Below are 16,596 nucleotides of genomic sequence, written 5' to 3' on the forward strand. Positions count from 1 at the left end.
TCAGCCCAGTCGTGCCGCCTCGGCGGCGATGTGCCCAGCCAAAGCCGACACGAATGTCTTGAGGCTGGTCATCGACGACAGCTCCGTGAAGTTGCCGGTATCCACCGCACTGCGTTCTGCCGCGATGACGGCAGCAGTCGTATAGAGCTGCTCCTGCACCAATCGCTGACACAGCAAGTCATACCGCGTGAGATACGATGCCCCCTTGAACTCCTCGAAGACCGGGAAATGCGGCGACGAGTCCCGAACGGGACGGCGGGACTCCGGCGCATCTTCGACCATCATCAGCCAGCCGACGAAAGGGCGTGGCTGCTTGCCGAACGCCTCTTCACGAAAGGCCGTCCAAAGATCATGGGCCGTCCCGATAGCTTCCTCTGTTCGATTGTTAAAGTTGTTACCGAACGAGGGACCTACCTGGCTTTTCAGCTCGATGGCAGCAATCAGCTCCCCCTTGTAGATCACCAACAAATCCCACAGCTTCGTCGGGCGGAAGTAGCCTGGCAGGGTCAGCATCGCTCGATTCTGGTGAATCTCGGCATGTGCCAGCCCGTTAGCCTTGATGATGTCGAGCACCAAGGCCAAGAACCCGTCCATGTTCTTGCCGCCAGTGACGCCAGCACGTTCACCTTGGTCGGCCTTGCCTGACTCAATCTGCTTTTGCCGTGCAGCTTCGCGGTTGCCCCAAAACGCCTTTACGGCGTCGCGGGCCTTCTGTTCGTAATCGACAAGATCAAGTGCCATTTATTCTCCATTGCCTCCAAGGGCAGATCGTTCTTCGTGGCTCAGCCCGTAGAGCCTGAACACAGCCCGGTTGCAGGCTTGCACGTCCCGCTTGATGGCTGCCTCAGCCAGCTCACGGCGTAGCGGTTCAGGCACATCGGCCCAGCGTGGGATACGAATGCGGCGCAGGTATTGCGCTTGGAAGCGCAAGAATCCTCCCCGCATTTTCGTTGAATAGGTCGCCACAAACAGGCGAGAGACAGCGGACAGCAGCACAGCCTGCAAGGCCCGCAAATCCCAGTCGTCTGAGGTCACGTAGTAGAGGTTGTGGCTTGGATACAGCTCGCCGCCCTCGAAAACAATGTGCGACTCACCCTTGATGTCAGGGATCAACAGCTTGGGCCTCGCAGCCAGCGCCGGGGTAATACGGTCAATCGTGCGATACCAGTTGGCAGGAGCCTTCTTCGCGCAATGCCGACCGGCAATCACATCCCGGCGAGCCTCAAGGTAGCGGCGCAGACGCGGATACTCGCCAAGATCGACCAGCCCTCCAGACTCAGCGAAGGGGTTGATGACCCCCTGACCACGCCACTGCACTTCGCCGGTCATGATGTCTTTGGTTGTCACCAGCGGCAGCTTCCGATCAGGCTCGACGTTCAGCGACTCGAAGTCGCCGATGAATGCCTTGTCAGCGCCGGTCGCAACACCAATGCCAACCTTGCACCCAGCCTCCTCGAGCAGTGGGAACGCGCCCTCCAGACGGCGAATAAGCGCCATCTGGTCAGAAGACTCCAGCAGCCACGGCTCCGCACCATTGGTCACACGGGCGAGTTCCCGCACCGGGCCAGCATCCTTCGGAAGTGTCGGTGCCGACAGCAGACCAGCCAGCGTGGTCAGCGTGGCCCGGTCTATGGACGGGCGGTGTGCGATGCGCGTCGCCCCGCCCCCCTCACGGCTGATGATGGTGATGGCCGGATAGGCGATCACATCGGAATGGAAGGCCGGTGTATCCACCATATCGACATAGACTTTCAGGTGGAACCGTTCGGCAACAAGGCTACGCAGTGGCCCACCGTAGCGGTTCTTCATCCAGCGATCCGCGCAGATAAAGCCCAGATTGCCGCCAGCAGACAATGCCGTCAGCGACCGCTCGATGAAGGGAATGTAGATGTCCGCCCGGTCATACATCGTCTGATAGCGGCTGCGGTACTCGGCCAACAACGGGGCCGGAATCAGCTCAGGTCGAACGTAGGGAGGATTGCCCACCACGAAATCGAACTGACCCTCCAGCGGGGCCAGCAGGAAGTCACCCTGCGACAGCCAGCGGCCAGCCAAGGCCGTCGCAGCATTCGCGGACAGCCCCTCACGCTTGAGCAGCGCGACAACGGCAGCGTAGGTGCTGCGGAAGGTGTCGTGGTGCAACTCCACTGCCCGGATGGCATCGCCCAAATCATCGACCGCAGTACCAATGGGCCTTGCTGCTCGCCATGCACTCAGCAGCCGCTGAACGATCGGTAGCAAGAAGTCCCCACCACCGAACGACGGTTCCAAAAGCCGCTTTTCGTGCAGCGGTTTATCCTCGGTGTAGCCAGCCAGGTCGAGGATGAAATCGACCACCTCAGAGCGCGTGAAAATAGCCCCTCGAGCCTCGTGCCCCCCTTCTGTTGCCAACGCCTCGGTCGCGGCCATGACAGGGCATACAGCAGCGGCAACAGGCTTATGAGCAACACTTGGCGCAAATGCCATGAATGACGACCTCACTAAATCATCGGCGATGCGCCGCGCTCTGGGCGCACCGCACCAACGTGCTTGTAAATGGTGGCGCGTGAAACGCCATAGCGTTTCGCCACGTCGGCGACCTGAATATCAGGATCACGCAAAAGCGCCTTGATCTCACGGACTTGCTTGGCGTCCAGCGCGGGCTTTCGCCCGCCCTTGCGACCACGAGCACGAGCAGCAGCCAAGCCTGCTTGAGTCCGCTCCCGAATCAGATTCCGCTCGAACTCGGCCAAGGCCGAGAACAAGTGGAAAGTCAGCTTCCCGGTCGCACTGCCAGTTTCGATCCGTTCCGTGACGCTCTCGAAGCCAACACCGCGCTGCTCCAACTCCCCCACGATGCGAACCAGATCGGGGAGCGAACGGCCTAACCGATCCAGACGCCAGACCACCAACGTGTCTCCCGCACTCAGGGCGCGAAGACAGTAATCCAGAGCAGGCCGATCAGCAGACTTCCCGCTGACCTTCTCTTCGTAGATGTCGGCACACCCGGCACGGGTCAAAGCATCCCGTTGTAGGTCGAGCCGCTGGTCATCCGTTGAAACGCGGGCATAACCAAGACGCTTTCCCATACCTTTACCAAGCGTAGATAAACAGACGGATATTTTTACACATAAAGAACGATTCCACACGGGCTTTATGGCCGCTGCTTGGATGCCTGAGAAACCACCGTTTTCTGAACAGTCGGCAGGGCTACGATGAAACACAAACAAATGCCCGCAGACGGGCGACAGGATCACGCCTTGCCCTCGGAGTCGCCCAGCTTCCCCGCCCAGCCTGCCGCCGCTATCTCGTTCATGTCCTCGATGGACAGCGGTGTTTTCGTAACCCAGATCGGCAGCTCCAGCGGCAGGCTTACTTCGCCCTGATCACGCAACCGCAACTGCTCCCGCGCCCACTGCCCGTCTCGCGCCATCTCTGCTCGCAGAGGCAAGGGATGGGTGCCCTCGAACTGCTCGCGGTCGAACGGCACCCCGGCTACGGTCAGCCGCTCGGGCATGGGCCGTTCCTGGCCGTACTCGGTGACGAACACATCATCACCGCGCCGGATGATGTAGCACCCAGCCGGATCAGCGGTCATCTGCTCCGGCGAAGCCTCTACAAAACTGGCCCGGTTCTCGTCGAACGCCCAGATTCTCATGCGCAACCCTCCCGGCGGGGCAAAGGATGGTAGCGTGAATGTGGCTGCATTGTGGTGAAGTGCCACGCTATTACCACCATACGCACACACAGCCGCCACAGTGTTGCCACTGTCTTACCAACTTCCCGCCACCATCGTTCCACCATGTCACCACCTTGTTACCGTCATCATTGCCACCATGCCGCCACCGTCTTTCCATACTGTTGCCACCCTTGCCGATGGCATCATGGGGTTGGGGCGGCATCGGGGGAGTTCTCTTGTGGTAGTTTGGGATCGGTATCTCTCGCCGCTTCTTCCTGCATAGCCCGGCGCTCTTGTTCGGCCATGCCTTTTGCGCAGGCTTGAGCGAACATTTCCGGCGTCATGCCTTGCTCCGCAGCGGTATCCATGTACGCGGCGAAGCGGGCTTTGAGTCCGGCCAACGGAGCCGCTAGCCCAGTCAAACTAAGGCCGTGCTCAAACTGGGCGGCATCCATGAAGGTGCTTTCAAACGTTGCCCAGCGGGGATCATCATCGCTGCGCTCCGGCTGAGTGGCGTCAGCCTCCTGCGCAGCCCGCAGTTCCGCCAGACGGCGTTCCAGCACCGCCATCGACTCCTCAATGCGCTTGCTCTCGTGCCCCAGCCTGCGCTCCGCATTCTGGGCAAGGATGATCCGGTTCAGGTTGCCCCAGTAGGTGTCGATCCCCTGGCGCTCCAACGCGGTAGCCGCAGCGCCAAGGTGTACGCCGGGCAGGCGGTCTAATTCCTCGGCGGTGGCTAGATCGCCTCGCTCCAGTGCATCTTCGCGCTGCACTGACAGCGTGCGGTGATCCCACCGCTCCTCCAATCCCGCCCGTTCCAGATGCTTGTTGCCGATCAGCGCCCATTGCTCGCGCCAGTAACGGAGCGTCTTCGGCCCCAATTTCCGGTCAGTGAAGTCTCTGCCTTTGACCTTGGAAAAACCGTCTGGCGTCAGTGCGCGTGGCGGCATGAGGAGATGCGCGTGGCTGCCGACAAGAGCCTTCAAGGAGCCATCCCAAGTCTTCGGATCGTCGCCGTGGATTGCCCAGTCAACCGGCAAGCCGTGCCGGTCAGCCACGCTTTGAGCAAGGTCGCGCACCATGTCGATTTCCTGCTCCTTCGTGAGTCCATGCGGCAGTGCCACGATGAACTCGTGTGCCAATCTCGCATCCTTCCGAGCCTCGGCGGCTTCGACTGCATTCCATAGTGCCTCTCGGTGACTCGCCCAGGACGGCGCACCGGGTGGCACAACGATTTCCGTGTGGCCGATCCGGCGCTTGCGCGAGTAGTCGTGCACTTCACCCGTGCGGTAGTCCGTGACAATGCCGCCACTGCGGTAGGCAGCGGCGGCTGTGGACGAAAAGCCGTGGCCTTGTTTGGCGGTATCCCGCTGTTTGCCCTTCTTGCCGCCGTCGCGGGATATGTAGTTCAGCTCCAGCCGATACATGCCGCCACCTCCATTGAAAACCTGTTGGCATCGCCTCCCCCATTGAAAGCAGCTTGAAGGGGGTCAAGGGGCACACCCCCTTGCGCAGGCGTCGCGCAGCGATGCGTAACTGCGCTGTTGCGGTTCCCGCAACAGATGAAAACCACCACCATCTTGGCCCCACACGGGACACACGAGACACAAGACAGATGATAACGCCGAAGCTCCTTTTTGTCCTCGATAAATGGCATTTAATGGCAGCATGTCCTGCGGATTGAAAACTGATTGGCGGCGCGTCCGCAGTTGCTCGCACGCCACGAGTGGCGAAAACTTTTTGGAATCAAGATATGGACTACAGTCCATATTAAATCAAAGTGTTAGCGCATCTTTAAGCCGTTGATTGAAAAGATTTTGCTGCTGCATAGAGGTAGTATGAGAACGAAAAAAGTATGGATAAGTTGCTTTGCCACCATGCTTATCACCCCTTGACTATGCTTCATTTCAAGCAGACATTTCGCTTTGAGACATGCCAAATGGAGCAGAGCAAAAGTGCAGCAAGCAGAGGAACAGAAGCGCGGCAGGGGAAGGCGTCCGGCAAGCGAGCTGACAGAGAAGCGCGAACGCGAAATCGCCGCATTGGCAGCGGCAGTGGCGAAACAGCAGCAGCGGCTTGAAGAACTGAAAGAGGCTCAGCGGAAGGCCCAGAAGGCCGCGCGGCGCACCTACCTGAATCAGCGCAAGTTCGCGGTCGGTGGTCTCGCCCAGATCGCCGGGTTGCTGGAGGCAGATGCGGGCTTCGTGCTTGGCGCAATGCTCGTCATTGCCGATCAGCGTGAACGCGATGGGACATGGCCTAGCTCAGTCTTCCTTGAATACAAGGCGCGTGGTGATGAGGTACTGGCCGCCCGTGCCGCCGCCCGCAAGGGCCGCAAATCCACTGGCGACGACGATGAAGACGATGACGTGGAGTTCGGCCCGGCAGCCCTGCCCATGCAGGAAACCCGCTATCAGGAAGGAGCGTAACAATGACAGCCATCACTCAGAGGCCACGCAGTATTCACGTTGAGATTGCAGACACATGGCCAAGGGTCGCTGTAGATATTGAAATCCGGGTTGGCAACAAACTGGATGACCAGCTTGTACTGCCATGCGGCCAAGTATTTGCGTTCCGGACTCAGGCAGGTTGTTCAAAGCCTTTGGGTCGCTACGTTATGCGTTGCCGCGAAGATTTGGACTCATTTGTTGGAATGCTGTGCAATGGCATCGCAGCGTCAGATGATGGTCTGATCTGTGTTCGTCCTGCGGGGAAGGGGCCGACTGACAAAAGTCGGAAAATTCGCGTTGCCGCGACGTTCAAAGGCGCAGGCCAATGGGGGGATGAGTCAGAGACCAGAGTGCACACGCTCACGGCTCCCATTAGCCAATTGTTCGAGCACGGGGGAAAACTGTTCGCCCCTCGGTGGCTGATTCGGCAGACATTGCGCAAGCGCACAGGTCAATGGCCCGCCACGGGCGGCGAAGGCGAAGGTTGGTTCGATAAGCGTCATCTGTGGCCAACTTTTCATACCTTTTTGGTCGAGTTCGATGCTCGCGAGCTTCGTAAACAAGAAAGAGGTGCATGACTATGGCTGCCGCCGATCCATCCATGCCCTTTTCGCCCTGCGATTCCGCCGCAGGCGCTTGCACTGATGTCAGCGTCGGAATCCTTGAGTGGATCTTCGGCCCGGTCATCGAGAAGCTGACAACCGGCGCAGACCCGGACACCGTTGATGCCTCAGTTTCCGTGCTGGCTTCAATCTTCTCGGTATTCAACAGCGGCCTGCTGGTTGTCGCCAGCCTGATCGTCAGCTACGTCGCCGTCATGGGCGTAACCAACACGGCGAACGAGGGGGAGGCGATGGGACGGAACTGGTCTTCACTCTGGACGCCTGTGCGGATCGTGTCAGGCGGAACCCGATTTTGGGCAAGGACACCAAGGAGCAGCACGCGATCCTGTTCGGCAACGTCCCTCCGGGTGGCGTGGCTCCGAACGTCAAGTTCGAGCCAGCACAGGTCGCGGCGGCGAATGCAGACGCGGCGCTGGCCGCTGCCGAGGGCAAGTCGCCTGCCGAGTGGCTATCTGACACGGATGGCTACGGCGCTTTGCCGACTGCACCTATCGGCGGTTACGACACCATGAGCACACAAGAAATGCTGCTGACCGAGGCAGGACGCCGGTTCGGCGACGCAGAGTGGAACAACAACATCACCAAGGTATCCAGCCGGGCACTCTGGTCGGATTACGTCCATGCCGTTGGTGTCGGCAATTACATGGCCGAAGCGGTTTACCGCAAGAAGGAACGGGTGGAAGCCCTGCTGGCCACTTACACGGCGCAGAAGCTCGCACGACAGCGCGAGCAGACTGCGGCAGCACATGATCGGGCGCAGCGCGGCGGCGTGTTGCGCAGCTCCAACAGTGGAGGGAAGCAACATGTTTGTGTTTCTGCACCCTGACGTAATGCAGCGCCTCTGCACAGAGCGAGAAGAGCGTCAGAGGTTTGTCCAGGCGATGCGATCTTGCCCTGGCGTGATTCTGGAAATGCTGCCGTTCGCGCCCAGAAAGCGCAGGCCGGAGCCTAGGATCGTGCTGATTCCATCCAGTTGCCGACGACAACGGGAGTACCGCCGCGAGGAACTGGTCATCTGTTGCGACCGATTTGATCTCGTCGAAAAAATCACGCTGCTGGCGTACATCTCGATGCTCCAGATGCGGATCGAGCAGGAAGTCATGGAGGGGCAGTAAGCCTACCCCTGCTGGGCTTTCATGATAGCGGCGGCAGCAACAGCCGCCGCTTCGTTGTCGGCAGCCTCACGCGCCCACCAGGCTGGCTGGGCTGCTGCACTCGACAGCGCCCCGGCTGCCCACATGGCAAGCTCCTTGTCGCCCAGATTGATAGCCTGAGTGAACACCGCACCAAGCTGCCGCAGCTCGTCGGCCAGTTTCTGATATTCGGCGGCGGTCGGCATCAGTCACCCCGGCCCTTTTTGACTCCCTTCGGCGCAACGCCTGCCGCAGCCAGTCGCTCTTCGAGGCTGGCAAGCTGCCGCTGAACATCGCCAGCCGTGGCAAGCTGGCCTTGCAAGTCGATCACCTGCTGCTCGGCTTTGGCGAGTGCAGCACGAGCTTCCCGCAGTTCGACCTCCATGCGCGTTGCGTGCTCCGCACGCTCTTCCAGACGGCCAGCCTTCAATTCCAGTGCCCGGTTCGTCTCACGCAACGCGGCAAGCTCCTCGGCACGGGCGGCGTCCTGCGCCTCCAGCCGGGCGATTTCCTCGGTCGCCTCGGCCAGTTCGGTCTTCATTGCGCTGACGCGGGCCTCGGCGTCCTTGCGCACCGCCTCGGATTCCACCCGCGCCTGCTGGGCAACCTCGGCGTAGATGCTGCGCACGAGGTCTGCCCCGCGTGCCAGCAGGGCGTCCGGCACTTCTACCGCAGCTTCTTCGCCTTTCTCGCGTCGAGCCTCCCAGTCGGCCAGCATCGGCTTGAGCGTGGTGAATGACCCGCCGACGCGCTGCTGGATCAGCCGGAAGGTGGGCTTGCTGCCTGCGGCGATGATGGCATCAGCAGCGGCATCCACCGCCTGTTGAGTGACGACCTGCTGCATGGCTGCCTCCTTTGCATCGCAACATCGTAACGTGTTACGTTATGATAACGTAACAGCGATGAAGGGGCAAGAGGAAACAGCCTTCGCTCCCTCCGGTCGCTGCGCGTCCGCCCGTGGACAACCTGCCCGCCCACAGCCCAAGGCTGTGGACGGCCCGCCGCTGGCGGGTACGCAGGTATGCCCACCGACTCCCTTGCTGGGGCTACTCGCATTTTTCAAATGCTGGATGGGCTACTTGCTGACGCCTCGCTGCGCTCGTTGTCGGCCAGCCGACAAGACTGGGAAGGTCGCGCCATACCCGCCTTGCCAACTGGCTCTACTGGAAAGCAGCCTGAGTGGCTCGCGGCGCGTTCTTGTTGCAGGCAGCAGGGTAGGTGCGAAATTGCACTGACTTGACCACCGAATTGCATTCGCATTGACCACTCGATTGCATGCGGTTTGACCAATACACGCCGTAGTGACGACCGGCCTAAGTCGACCCCAAGCTGCCGGTCGCGACAGGCAGCAACCGGCCAAAAGCGGTCGTTCGTAACGGGCCAATTTCGACCCAAAGCTGTGAGTGACTCCAATACAATGTCGTACTCTGTTTCAGCTTCCACGCATCGCTTTAGCCATCGCTTGATCAACATGATCCCGCCAGTCGCGGTCACGCTTATCGTTGTCTCGCAGTTCTAGTTCAATGGCACTTTCCAGGCCCTCTTTGCATTGGCGGAACCCGTCGTCCCAACCTTGTGCGTATTGGGGGTGTTGCAGATAGCGCGGCACATCCTTGCGAAAGCTTTCGAGCGCTCCCGCAGCTTGTCTGCCGCTGCTGCAACCCGCCTCGAAACCGTCAATAAAGGGGGCTGGATAACCCTCAGCCATCATCTGCTCGCGGGTACTTTGGCAGCCACCTAACAAGATTGCGACGAGGCCCATGGCAATCAGCGCTGGCCAGGCAGACAAGCTTTTACCTGGCTTGGCTGAGTAGTCGAACGGCATGCTTGTAGAACCGTTCATGCTGCATCTTCGCGCAAGCGATGCACTGCCTGCGGCACCGGTTCGGCAGCACTTGAGGGTGCGGGCCGATACAGCAGCCAACGGTAGCAGAGCGTGCAGATCAGCCAATCGAACAACAGCGTCCATAGGTTGTGCGAGAGAAAATGCGCGCCCTGCATCATCCGCCCGATGGAAAACAGCGTGCCCAACCCCAAGGCTACCGCCAGCGCGATGCGGGCGGTTCGCGGGCGTCGATCACGTAGCGCAAAAAACAACGCAATCAATGAAAAGCCGGCCGACGCATGGCCGCCCGGCCAGCAGCGGCCAGGGTTGTCTGTTGCTGCACGCTCACCGACCAGCGGGCTGAAGGCCTCTGTTCCACCGAATTCGCTCAGGCTCCATGGACATTGCATGGCGGTGAGCTTTTTCAACGGTGTAACGATGCTGGTCGATACGGCTAACGAGAGCACCAAATAGCCCAGCGGGCGACGCCAAGCACGCCATTTCACTAGCAGCAGGCTTAGCAGAAAGCCTGCGATGGCCAGTACGCCAATAATAATCACCGCTTGTTTGGCGCGGTCATGCAGGATGTCTTCCAGCCAGAAATTATGCCGCCCTACAAACCCCAACCCGGGCTCATAGAACAGGTGCTCCAGGGCGAAGTCCACGCCACTGGGGTCAAGTAATAGGAGCAACGCCATCAGCGCCATGGGAATCCCCAGGCCAAGACGGAAATCAAAGTAGCGGGTGATGCTGGGTGTAGGTGTTTCAGCCATGACTGAACTCCAGTAAGGACAATGTCTATGCAGTGCCAGGATTAGCGTTTGCTGAGCCCCTCGTCCGGCAAGGACGTGGGATGCCAGGCAATCAGCCGTTTCTGGAAGGCATGACTGGCCCCCTGGTAATAGGCGATATCACGGCGCAGTAAGCTGTCGCTGATGGAGCTTGAAGACTCATGGCTTCGCCCGAGTGCGTCGTCGTGCCGGCGCATGCCGCGACGCGGGCTGAGAATGGCCAGGTCGGTGCCATCGAACAGGCCCAGGTGCTGGTAATTACCAATCAGTGCGCGACCAGGTGCTCGGTCTTCGCGCAGCACGTTGCGGCCAAAGAAGGTTGAGCTGTAGTCGACATTCAGCAGGCCCAACAAGGTCGGTGCCAGGTCGATCTGGCTAGCTACCTCGCTGAACTCACGCGGCTCAAACAGTGCCGGGGCGTAGATAAACAACGGGATGTGATAGTTGGCCACGGGCAGGTCTTCATGGCCGGCGCTGCCCGCTGTGTGATCCGCCACGAAGACGAATACGGTTTGGTTGAACCAGGGCTTCTCTTGGGCCTGCTGGAGGAACTGGCCAATCGCGTAGTCGGTGTACTTCACAGCGCCTTCGCGGCCATCACCAGACGGGATGTCGATACGCCCTTCGGGGTATGTATACGGCCGGTGGTTGGAGGTGGTCATCAGTTGCAGGAAGAAGGGTTTGCCTTGGGCATGGTCAGCGTCGGCGACCTTGAGGGTTTGCTGGTAGATGTCTTCATCGGACATGCCCCAAGCGTTCTTAAACGCCATATCGCTTTCGGCCACGCTGCTCTGATCGACGATGCGGTAGCCATTACCACCGAAGAAGGCATTCATGTTGTCGAAGTAACCGCGCCCGCCGTAGATGAATACGCTGTCATAACCGAGGGCATTGAACTGCTGGCCCAGGCTGCCATAGCCAGACTCACGACCGATGCGTTTGACGATGGAGCGTCCCGGCGTGGGCGGTATGGATAAGGTAATTGCCTCCAGGCCACGGTCGGTGCGTGTACCGGTGGCGTAGAAGTTACTGAAACTCAGGCTGCGCTGGCGCAACTCATCCAGGTTCGGGGTCAGACCTCGCGTATCACCAAAGCTGCCGAGGTATTTGGCACTCAGGCTTTCGATGGTCACCAACACCACGTTCAGGGGCTTCGGCTGACCTGGGTTGTCGATCAGCCGGCGAATGTCCTGCGGGTCGCTGCCAATAAAGCGGGCATTGGCTTCACGCACTTCATCGCGCAGCAGGCTGCCCACGGCGTGCTCGGGCAAGGTTGTGTAGAACTGCTGGTAGTCCAGTTCGTTATTGCGGAAGGCAGCGAAGAACTGAAAGGGACCGTTACTAGCGAGCTCTCGCTGGTAAACATTGCCCCCCATGCCAAGCGGAAAATCTTGGCCAATGACCAGGCTGACTGTGCAAGCTGCCAGAGCAAGGGAGCCAAAGAATAATAGGGCTTTAGGCTTGGGCTGTGGCTCCGCATTCAGCGCTGAAGCCAGTGGTCGCATGAGCGCGACGGTGACGCCGATAGCCAGAACGGCCAGCAGTGCGAGTAGCGGATAGATTGGGTAGGACTCAAGAATATTGTTGATCACTTCCTCGGAGTAGACCAGATAGTCCACCGCGATGAAGTTGAAACGTACACCAAACTCGTCCCAGAACAGCCATTCGGCCACTGCAGTGAACAACATGGCAAACAGGCTGATGCTGGTGAGTGCATAGAGAGCGGCTCTGTGGGCCAAGCTTCGCCAGAGGCGATTCGGGCACAGCAGCAGATAAAGAGCCAGAGGCAATGCCGCATAAAGCAGGAAGCTCAGGTCATAGACCAAGCCGATGGCGTATAGGCGCAGCAAATCCAAGGCGCCTACATCTGCATCAGCCAAATGGGACAATAGCAGTACGCTACGTGTAATGAAGAACACCAAAAGCCAGCTCCCCAAGAGCAGACTCAGATATCTCGGTTGGGCGTATCGAAGCTGTGGCATCGTATGATCCTGCTGGAGTAAACGGGCCGCAGTCTGCTGGTGTGAGCGTGAGAAGCACGTCAACGGTATGTGAAAAAAGCGTCAATTCATGTGTAGAGATATCGCCTATGCGCATTCTGGTCATCGAAGACAATCGGGACATTCTGGCCAATGTGCTGGATTACCTTGAGCTCAAGGGGTACACCGTGGATTGCGCTCAAGATGGGTTGAGTGGATTGCATCTGGCCACTAGCCAACCCTTCGACCTTATCGTGCTGGATATCATGCTGCCTGGCATTGATGGGCTTCAGCTTTGCCGGCGCTTGCGAGAAGAGGCGCGAAGCGACACCCCCATCCTCATGCTGACTGCACGGGATGCTCTGGATGATCGTCTGCATGGTTTGCGCGCCGGGGCCGACGATTATCTGATCAAACCTTTTGCACTTTCCGAGCTAGTGGCTCGTATAGAAGCCATCCTCCGTCGTGCGCATGGCAAACGTAAACGCCTGCTGCAAGTCGCTGACCTGGTCTATGACCTCGACACCCTGAGCATAACTCGGGCGGGAAAGCCACTGAAGCTCAATCCGCTTGGCATGAAGCTGCTTGAGGTACTGATGCAGAGAAGTCCTGCAGTAGTGCGCCGGGAGTCACTAGAAGAGGCACTCTGGGGAGATAATTGTCCAGACAGCGATAGCTTGCGCAGCCACATCCATCAGTTGCGTCAGGTGATCGATAAGCCATTTCCTATAGCTCTGCTACATACCCAACATGGAGTGGGTTATCGATTGGCGGAGGATACCAATGCGCACTAAGCAGCCACTGCTGCGCCGTATAGTTGCGGCCTTCGTACTGATGACAACATTGGTAAGCGGCGTATTTGCTCTGGGTATAGTCGCTATTGTGCATTTGATAGAAGAGCATCTGGTTTCTGAAGGGATGTACCGCGAGCTTCAGGAAGTCCTGCAGAACGACCTGGGTAATGGTCATTCGCCTCGTCTGGACTCCAGCACGCGCTTCTATGCATCCAGCATCGCTGGGTACGCGATTCCAAATGAATACGCCAACCTAGAAACTGGATTCTCTGAGATCGTCGATGGTGACCAGGCTTTCTATGCCTATACGCAAATCATCAACGGCGAACGCTACCTGCTTGTGCAGGAGCAACATGAGTTCGAGGCCCGCGAGAAGGCCCTATTCAGTGTGGTGCTGGCCGGCTTTCTACTTTCGGTAGTGGGTGCCTGGGGCTTGGGGTTGGTGATGGCGAAGAGGGTAATGACCCCTGTGAGCAGACTGGCTCAGCAAGTGCGCCATCGCGAACAACTGCATCCACTGGCTCCACCGCTGGCCCCAGAGTATGCCGACGATGAGGTTGGGCAGCTGGCCGCAGCATTCGACAGCACCCTAGGCCAATTGCGCCAATCGCTTGAGCGGGAGAGGCTTTTCACCAGTGACGTAAGCCACGAACTGCGTACGCCCTTGATGGTCATCGCCACCTCTTGCGAGCTACTTGAACAAGCCCCTCTCGAACCCCGTCAGCGTGAGCAGCTCGCTCGAGTCAATCGAGCCAGTGAAGACATGCGAGATCTGGTTCAGACCTTTCTGCAGCTGGCCAGAAGCAACGACACTGTATTTGCGGCCAGTTGCAGCCTTCAGCAAATTGCGGACGAGCAAGTCAGGCACTGGGAACCTCTGATGCACGAAAAGGGCTTGGTCTTTGAGTGTCAAAGTGAAGGGCTGGATTCGGGAGCCTACAATCCGACCCTGCTCCGCACTGTGCTGGCAAATCTGCTACGTAATGCTTGGCATTACACGGACACTGGGTATGTCCGGTTGGTCGTCGAAACTGGCGCATTCCGCGTAGAGGACAGCGGGGCGGGCATTCCCGAGGATCAGCGCGAACAAATTTTTCGACCATTCGTCCGCGGTGAGCACTCGCGAGGCGAGGGATTGGGGTTGGGGCTCTCTTTGGTTAAGCGAATCTGCTCACACCAAGGTTGGACTATCAGCGTTAAGGAACTGCCCCTTGGTGGGAGTTGCTTTAGGGTTGTGTTGCAGAATCGCGTTTGACGCTTTTTTCACATTCTTTTGACGGGGCCATCATGGCCCCGCTTCTATGGTGGCGGGCATTCCCCAGGAGGATGCCAGGCCATGTCAAAAAACACCCCCATCGAGCTCGAATTTTCCCGCAAATATGATCACCAGCACTCCGTTGAGTATCTGAACAAGCATCAGGATGGGCTGGCTCGACGTTTATCACATTGGCGTGACCTGCAGGTGGCTCGACAGGCATTGCGACTCGCGGGTGAACCCAATCTGTTGTTGGACCTGCCCTGTGGTGCAGGGCGCTTCTGGCCAATGCTGGCGCAGAATAAGAATCGAGTCATTCTGGCCGCAGATAACTCGGCAGATATGTTGGCCACTGCCCGTGCTGGGCAGCCCTCCGAAATAGTGGCGCGCATCAAGACGTTCCAAACCTCTGCATTCGACATTGACCTTGGAGCCAACGCAGTCGATTGCATCTTCTGCATTCGGCTCCTCCATCACATCGAAGCAGCCGAACACCGTTTGGCCATCCTGCGAGAGTTTCACCGGGTCACGCGCGACAGTGTGATCATTTCCCTTTGGGTAGACGGAAACTACAAGTCCTGGCGGCGTCAGCGCCTTGAACGTCGCCGGGCTGCAAGGGGGCTGGAAGGAAAGAACCAAAATCGTTTTGTGGTCAGGCGCGAGGAGATCGAAGCAGAGTTCAAAGCGGCAGGATTCAGAGTCATTGGCCATCGTGATTTCCTCCCGGGCTATGCCATGTGGCGTACATACGTTCTGCGCAAGCTGGAGGATTAGTCGATGGGCATTCTGATCAGCCATTCGCAACCAGCCCCGCAGAGCACCGAGTTCGATCGCTGGTGGCATAGCCAAGGTGTGTGGGTAGAGCCCACAAACAAGAGGCGTGGGGGTGAAAGCGGTGTGCTGCTGTTGCAATCTCGTGATCCCACGCGTCCACAGCTCTATTGCAAACGCCAGGCTGGACATACCTATCGAACACTATTGCACCCCTTGGGGCAGCCCACTGTATTACGCGAGATAAAGGCATACAGGGCTTTTGCGCATCTGGGTGTTCGTGTGCCGAAACTGGTATACGGGGCCGCTCGCATGCATGCAGGGCAATGGCAGGCCCTGTTGGTCACGGAGGCCTTGTCTGGCTTTATTAGCCTAGAGCAATGGTACGGCACTCATACACCGGATCAGTCATTGCGGGGATTGGTTATGAACCAAGTCGCCTCAATGCTCGCATCCCTGCACAGAGCAGGCTGGCAGCACGGCTGCTGCTACCCGAAGCATATCTTCGTCAAAATCGCGCCACGCAATACCGAGCCTCCCGTTGTTGAAACAGCAATCCTTGATCTGGAGAAGAGTCGGCGACGTCTCCGAAGCAAGGATGCTGCGCGCCATGACCTGAGCCAGTTATGGCGCCATCGCGGGCCAATCCCGGAGCCTGATTGCATTCACTTGCTACAGGAGCACGGCCGGCTTTTGGCTAAATCTTGCCATGAAGCGGGATCTGCCAAATGAATGATTTGGAAGCTGCCGAACTAGATGCACGCTCGCTCAAGGGACAGAAAGGGTTGACCCGTGTCGTGCGGGCTCTGGGTTATTCGATTGCAGGCCTGATTGCGGCCTTTCGAGGCGAGGCGGCGTTTCGCCAGCTATTGCTGCTCAATGCGCTGCTCATCCCTGTGGCAATAGCTTTGGATGTCAGCAGCGTCGAGCGAGCGATACTGGTTTGCGTGCTCCTGCTCGCACTAATTGTGGAGCTGATTAACTCTGCAATTGAGGCGACAGTAGATCGGGTATCTCTGGAGGTGCATCCACTTTCTAAGCAGGCCAAGGACATGGGAAGCGCTGCACAGTTAGTTGCGTTGATTGTCATCGCAGTGGCGTGGAGCAGCATACTGGCCTAACGGGAAAGGTTTAAAGGCTGCTTCTGGCCGGGAGCTGCCGTCCGCGGAAGTCCGCCTTCGGCCAGTAGCAGTCATTGGCGAGCGGCATCTTCCAACCCGAAGGTATCGCGGCACCTCCTCTGCGGGGCCACGCTGGTTGTGTATTCCAGTGATGCTGACACCCAATTCCAGCGATTGTGACCCACCGCGCTGATGA

General features: G+C 58.7%; 19 protein-coding genes. 9 read left to right on the forward strand and 10 right to left on the reverse strand.

The window, feature by feature from the left end; translation table 11 throughout:
- The 5 genes from CW360_RS05620 to mobQ all read right to left on the reverse strand — a co-directional run bounded on the left by CW360_RS05620 (position 1) and on the right by mobQ (position 5,085).
- Positions 1–741 carry a type-2 restriction endonuclease gene (locus tag CW360_RS05620; protein WP_101193035.1) on the reverse strand — a complete coding sequence of 247 codons (741 nt, stop codon included), beginning with the start codon at positions 739–741 and terminating at the stop codon, positions 1–3.
- Positions 742–2,409, reverse strand: coding sequence for an Eco57I restriction-modification methylase domain-containing protein (locus CW360_RS05625; protein ID WP_101193036.1), 1,668 nt, complete (start codon positions 2,407–2,409; stop codon positions 742–744).
- Between the two features lie 71 nt (positions 2,410–2,480).
- Positions 2,481–3,068 carry a recombinase family protein gene (locus tag CW360_RS05630; RefSeq protein ID WP_011222055.1) on the reverse strand — a complete coding sequence of 196 codons (588 nt, stop codon included), beginning with the start codon at positions 3,066–3,068 and terminating at the stop codon, positions 2,481–2,483.
- Positions 3,069–3,232: 164 nt separating this feature from the next.
- Positions 3,233–3,637 carry a hypothetical protein gene (locus tag CW360_RS05635; RefSeq protein ID WP_025297701.1) on the reverse strand — a complete coding sequence of 135 codons (405 nt, stop codon included), beginning with the start codon at positions 3,635–3,637 and terminating at the stop codon, positions 3,233–3,235.
- A gap of 224 nt (positions 3,638–3,861) precedes the next feature.
- Positions 3,862–5,085: a MobQ family relaxase gene (gene mobQ, locus CW360_RS05640; protein WP_025297700.1), complete on the reverse strand. Its 1,224-nt coding sequence runs from the start codon at positions 5,083–5,085 to the stop codon at positions 3,862–3,864.
- A 528-nt stretch (positions 5,086–5,613) separates the two neighbouring features.
- On the opposite strand from mobQ, the gene traD reads away from it, so the two are divergent.
- The 4 genes from traD to CW360_RS05665 all read left to right on the forward strand — a co-directional run bounded on the left by traD (position 5,614) and on the right by CW360_RS05665 (position 7,846).
- Positions 5,614–6,087: a conjugal transfer protein TraD gene (gene traD / locus CW360_RS05645; protein WP_157825253.1), complete on the forward strand. Its 474-nt coding sequence runs from the start codon at positions 5,614–5,616 to the stop codon at positions 6,085–6,087.
- A 2-nt stretch (positions 6,088–6,089) separates the two neighbouring features.
- On the forward strand, positions 6,090–6,686 hold the full coding sequence (locus CW360_RS05650) for a hypothetical protein (RefSeq protein WP_101193038.1): 597 nt from the start codon (positions 6,090–6,092) through the stop codon (positions 6,684–6,686).
- A gap of 337 nt (positions 6,687–7,023) precedes the next feature.
- Positions 7,024–7,557 carry a hypothetical protein gene (locus tag CW360_RS05660; RefSeq protein WP_245874679.1) on the forward strand — a complete coding sequence of 178 codons (534 nt, stop codon included), beginning with the start codon at positions 7,024–7,026 and terminating at the stop codon, positions 7,555–7,557.
- Positions 7,535–7,846: a hypothetical protein gene (locus CW360_RS05665; RefSeq protein WP_101193039.1), complete on the forward strand. Its 312-nt coding sequence runs from the start codon at positions 7,535–7,537 to the stop codon at positions 7,844–7,846. The genes CW360_RS05660 and CW360_RS05665 overlap by 23 nt, the downstream gene beginning before the upstream one ends.
- A 2-nt stretch (positions 7,847–7,848) precedes the next feature.
- On the opposite strand, the gene CW360_RS05670 is transcribed toward CW360_RS05665, so the two are convergent.
- From CW360_RS05670 to CW360_RS05690, 5 genes are all read right to left on the reverse strand, one after another.
- On the reverse strand, positions 7,849–8,070 hold the full coding sequence (locus tag CW360_RS05670) for a hypothetical protein (protein WP_101193040.1): 222 nt from the start codon (positions 8,068–8,070) through the stop codon (positions 7,849–7,851).
- On the reverse strand, positions 8,070–8,708 hold the full coding sequence (locus CW360_RS05675) for a DNA-binding protein (protein ID WP_033944999.1): 639 nt from the start codon (positions 8,706–8,708) through the stop codon (positions 8,070–8,072). Before CW360_RS05675 ends, CW360_RS05670 begins: the two co-directional genes overlap by 1 nt.
- 588 nt (positions 8,709–9,296) lie before the next feature.
- Positions 9,297–9,626 (reverse strand): hypothetical protein, encoded by a 330-nt coding sequence (locus tag CW360_RS05680; protein WP_101193081.1) that lies wholly within the window; start codon positions 9,624–9,626, stop codon positions 9,297–9,299.
- A gap of 77 nt (positions 9,627–9,703) precedes the next feature.
- Positions 9,704–10,462 (reverse strand): phosphatase PAP2 family protein, encoded by a 759-nt coding sequence (locus CW360_RS05685; protein WP_212633283.1) that lies wholly within the window; start codon positions 10,460–10,462, stop codon positions 9,704–9,706.
- 41 nt (positions 10,463–10,503) lie between these two features.
- Positions 10,504–12,462, reverse strand: coding sequence for an LTA synthase family protein (locus CW360_RS05690; protein WP_101193041.1), 1,959 nt, complete (start codon positions 12,460–12,462; stop codon positions 10,504–10,506).
- A gap of 107 nt (positions 12,463–12,569) precedes the next feature.
- On the opposite strand from CW360_RS05690, the gene CW360_RS05695 reads away from it, so the two are divergent.
- The 5 genes from CW360_RS05695 to CW360_RS05715 all read left to right on the forward strand — a co-directional run bounded on the left by CW360_RS05695 (position 12,570) and on the right by CW360_RS05715 (position 16,400).
- Positions 12,570–13,253, forward strand: coding sequence for a response regulator transcription factor (locus CW360_RS05695; protein ID WP_101193042.1), 684 nt, complete (start codon positions 12,570–12,572; stop codon positions 13,251–13,253).
- A complete protein-coding gene (locus CW360_RS05700) occupies positions 13,243–14,508 on the forward strand; it encodes a sensor histidine kinase (RefSeq protein ID WP_101193043.1) in 1,266 nt (421 codons plus the stop codon). Before CW360_RS05695 ends, CW360_RS05700 begins: the two co-directional genes overlap by 11 nt.
- An 81-nt stretch (positions 14,509–14,589) precedes the next feature.
- Entirely contained in the window at positions 14,590–15,282 is a 693-nt protein-coding gene (locus tag CW360_RS05705) for a class I SAM-dependent methyltransferase (protein WP_026146729.1), read from the forward strand.
- 3 nt (positions 15,283–15,285) lie between these two features.
- Positions 15,286–16,011, forward strand: coding sequence for a lipopolysaccharide kinase InaA family protein (locus tag CW360_RS05710; RefSeq protein ID WP_101193044.1), 726 nt, complete (start codon positions 15,286–15,288; stop codon positions 16,009–16,011).
- Positions 16,008–16,400, forward strand: coding sequence for a diacylglycerol kinase (locus CW360_RS05715; RefSeq protein WP_017940324.1), 393 nt, complete (start codon positions 16,008–16,010; stop codon positions 16,398–16,400). Before CW360_RS05710 ends, CW360_RS05715 begins: the two co-directional genes overlap by 4 nt.
- Positions 16,401–16,596 lie beyond the last annotated feature (196 nt).

This window comes from Pseudomonas fluvialis (genome assembly GCF_002835605.1).
Taxonomy (GTDB): domain Bacteria; phylum Pseudomonadota; class Gammaproteobacteria; order Pseudomonadales; family Pseudomonadaceae; genus Aquipseudomonas; species Aquipseudomonas fluvialis.

Coding starts and splice junctions, on each gene's coding strand:
- CW360_RS05620 (WP_101193035.1), bottom strand. CDS start 741: ATGGCACTTGATCTTGTCGATTACGAACAGAAGGCCCGCGACGCCGTA.
- CW360_RS05625 (WP_101193036.1), bottom strand. CDS start 2,409: ATGGCCGCGACCGAGGCGTTGGCAACAGAAGGGGGGCACGAGGCTCGA.
- CW360_RS05630 (WP_011222055.1), bottom strand. CDS start 3,068: ATGGGAAAGCGTCTTGGTTATGCCCGCGTTTCAACGGATGACCAGCGG.
- CW360_RS05635 (WP_025297701.1), bottom strand. CDS start 3,637: ATGAGAATCTGGGCGTTCGACGAGAACCGGGCCAGTTTTGTAGAGGCT.
- mobQ (WP_025297700.1), bottom strand. CDS start 5,085: ATGTATCGGCTGGAGCTGAACTACATATCCCGCGACGGCGGCAAGAAG.
- CW360_RS05650 (WP_101193038.1), top strand. CDS start 6,090: ATGACAGCCATCACTCAGAGGCCACGCAGTATTCACGTTGAGATTGCA.
- CW360_RS05665 (WP_101193039.1), top strand. CDS start 7,535: ATGTTTGTGTTTCTGCACCCTGACGTAATGCAGCGCCTCTGCACAGAG.
- CW360_RS05670 (WP_101193040.1), bottom strand. CDS start 8,070: ATGCCGACCGCCGCCGAATATCAGAAACTGGCCGACGAGCTGCGGCAG.
- CW360_RS05675 (WP_033944999.1), bottom strand. CDS start 8,708: ATGCAGCAGGTCGTCACTCAACAGGCGGTGGATGCCGCTGCTGATGCC.
- CW360_RS05680 (WP_101193081.1), bottom strand. CDS start 9,626: ATGGGCCTCGTCGCAATCTTGTTAGGTGGCTGCCAAAGTACCCGCGAG.
- CW360_RS05685 (WP_212633283.1), bottom strand. CDS start 10,462: ATGGCTGAAACACCTACACCCAGCATCACCCGCTACTTTGATTTCCGT.
- CW360_RS05690 (WP_101193041.1), bottom strand. CDS start 12,462: ATGCCACAGCTTCGATACGCCCAACCGAGATATCTGAGTCTGCTCTTG.
- CW360_RS05695 (WP_101193042.1), top strand. CDS start 12,570: ATGCGCATTCTGGTCATCGAAGACAATCGGGACATTCTGGCCAATGTG.
- CW360_RS05700 (WP_101193043.1), top strand. CDS start 13,243: ATGCGCACTAAGCAGCCACTGCTGCGCCGTATAGTTGCGGCCTTCGTA.
- CW360_RS05705 (WP_026146729.1), top strand. CDS start 14,590: ATGTCAAAAAACACCCCCATCGAGCTCGAATTTTCCCGCAAATATGAT.
- CW360_RS05710 (WP_101193044.1), top strand. CDS start 15,286: ATGGGCATTCTGATCAGCCATTCGCAACCAGCCCCGCAGAGCACCGAG.
- CW360_RS05715 (WP_017940324.1), top strand. CDS start 16,008: ATGAATGATTTGGAAGCTGCCGAACTAGATGCACGCTCGCTCAAGGGA.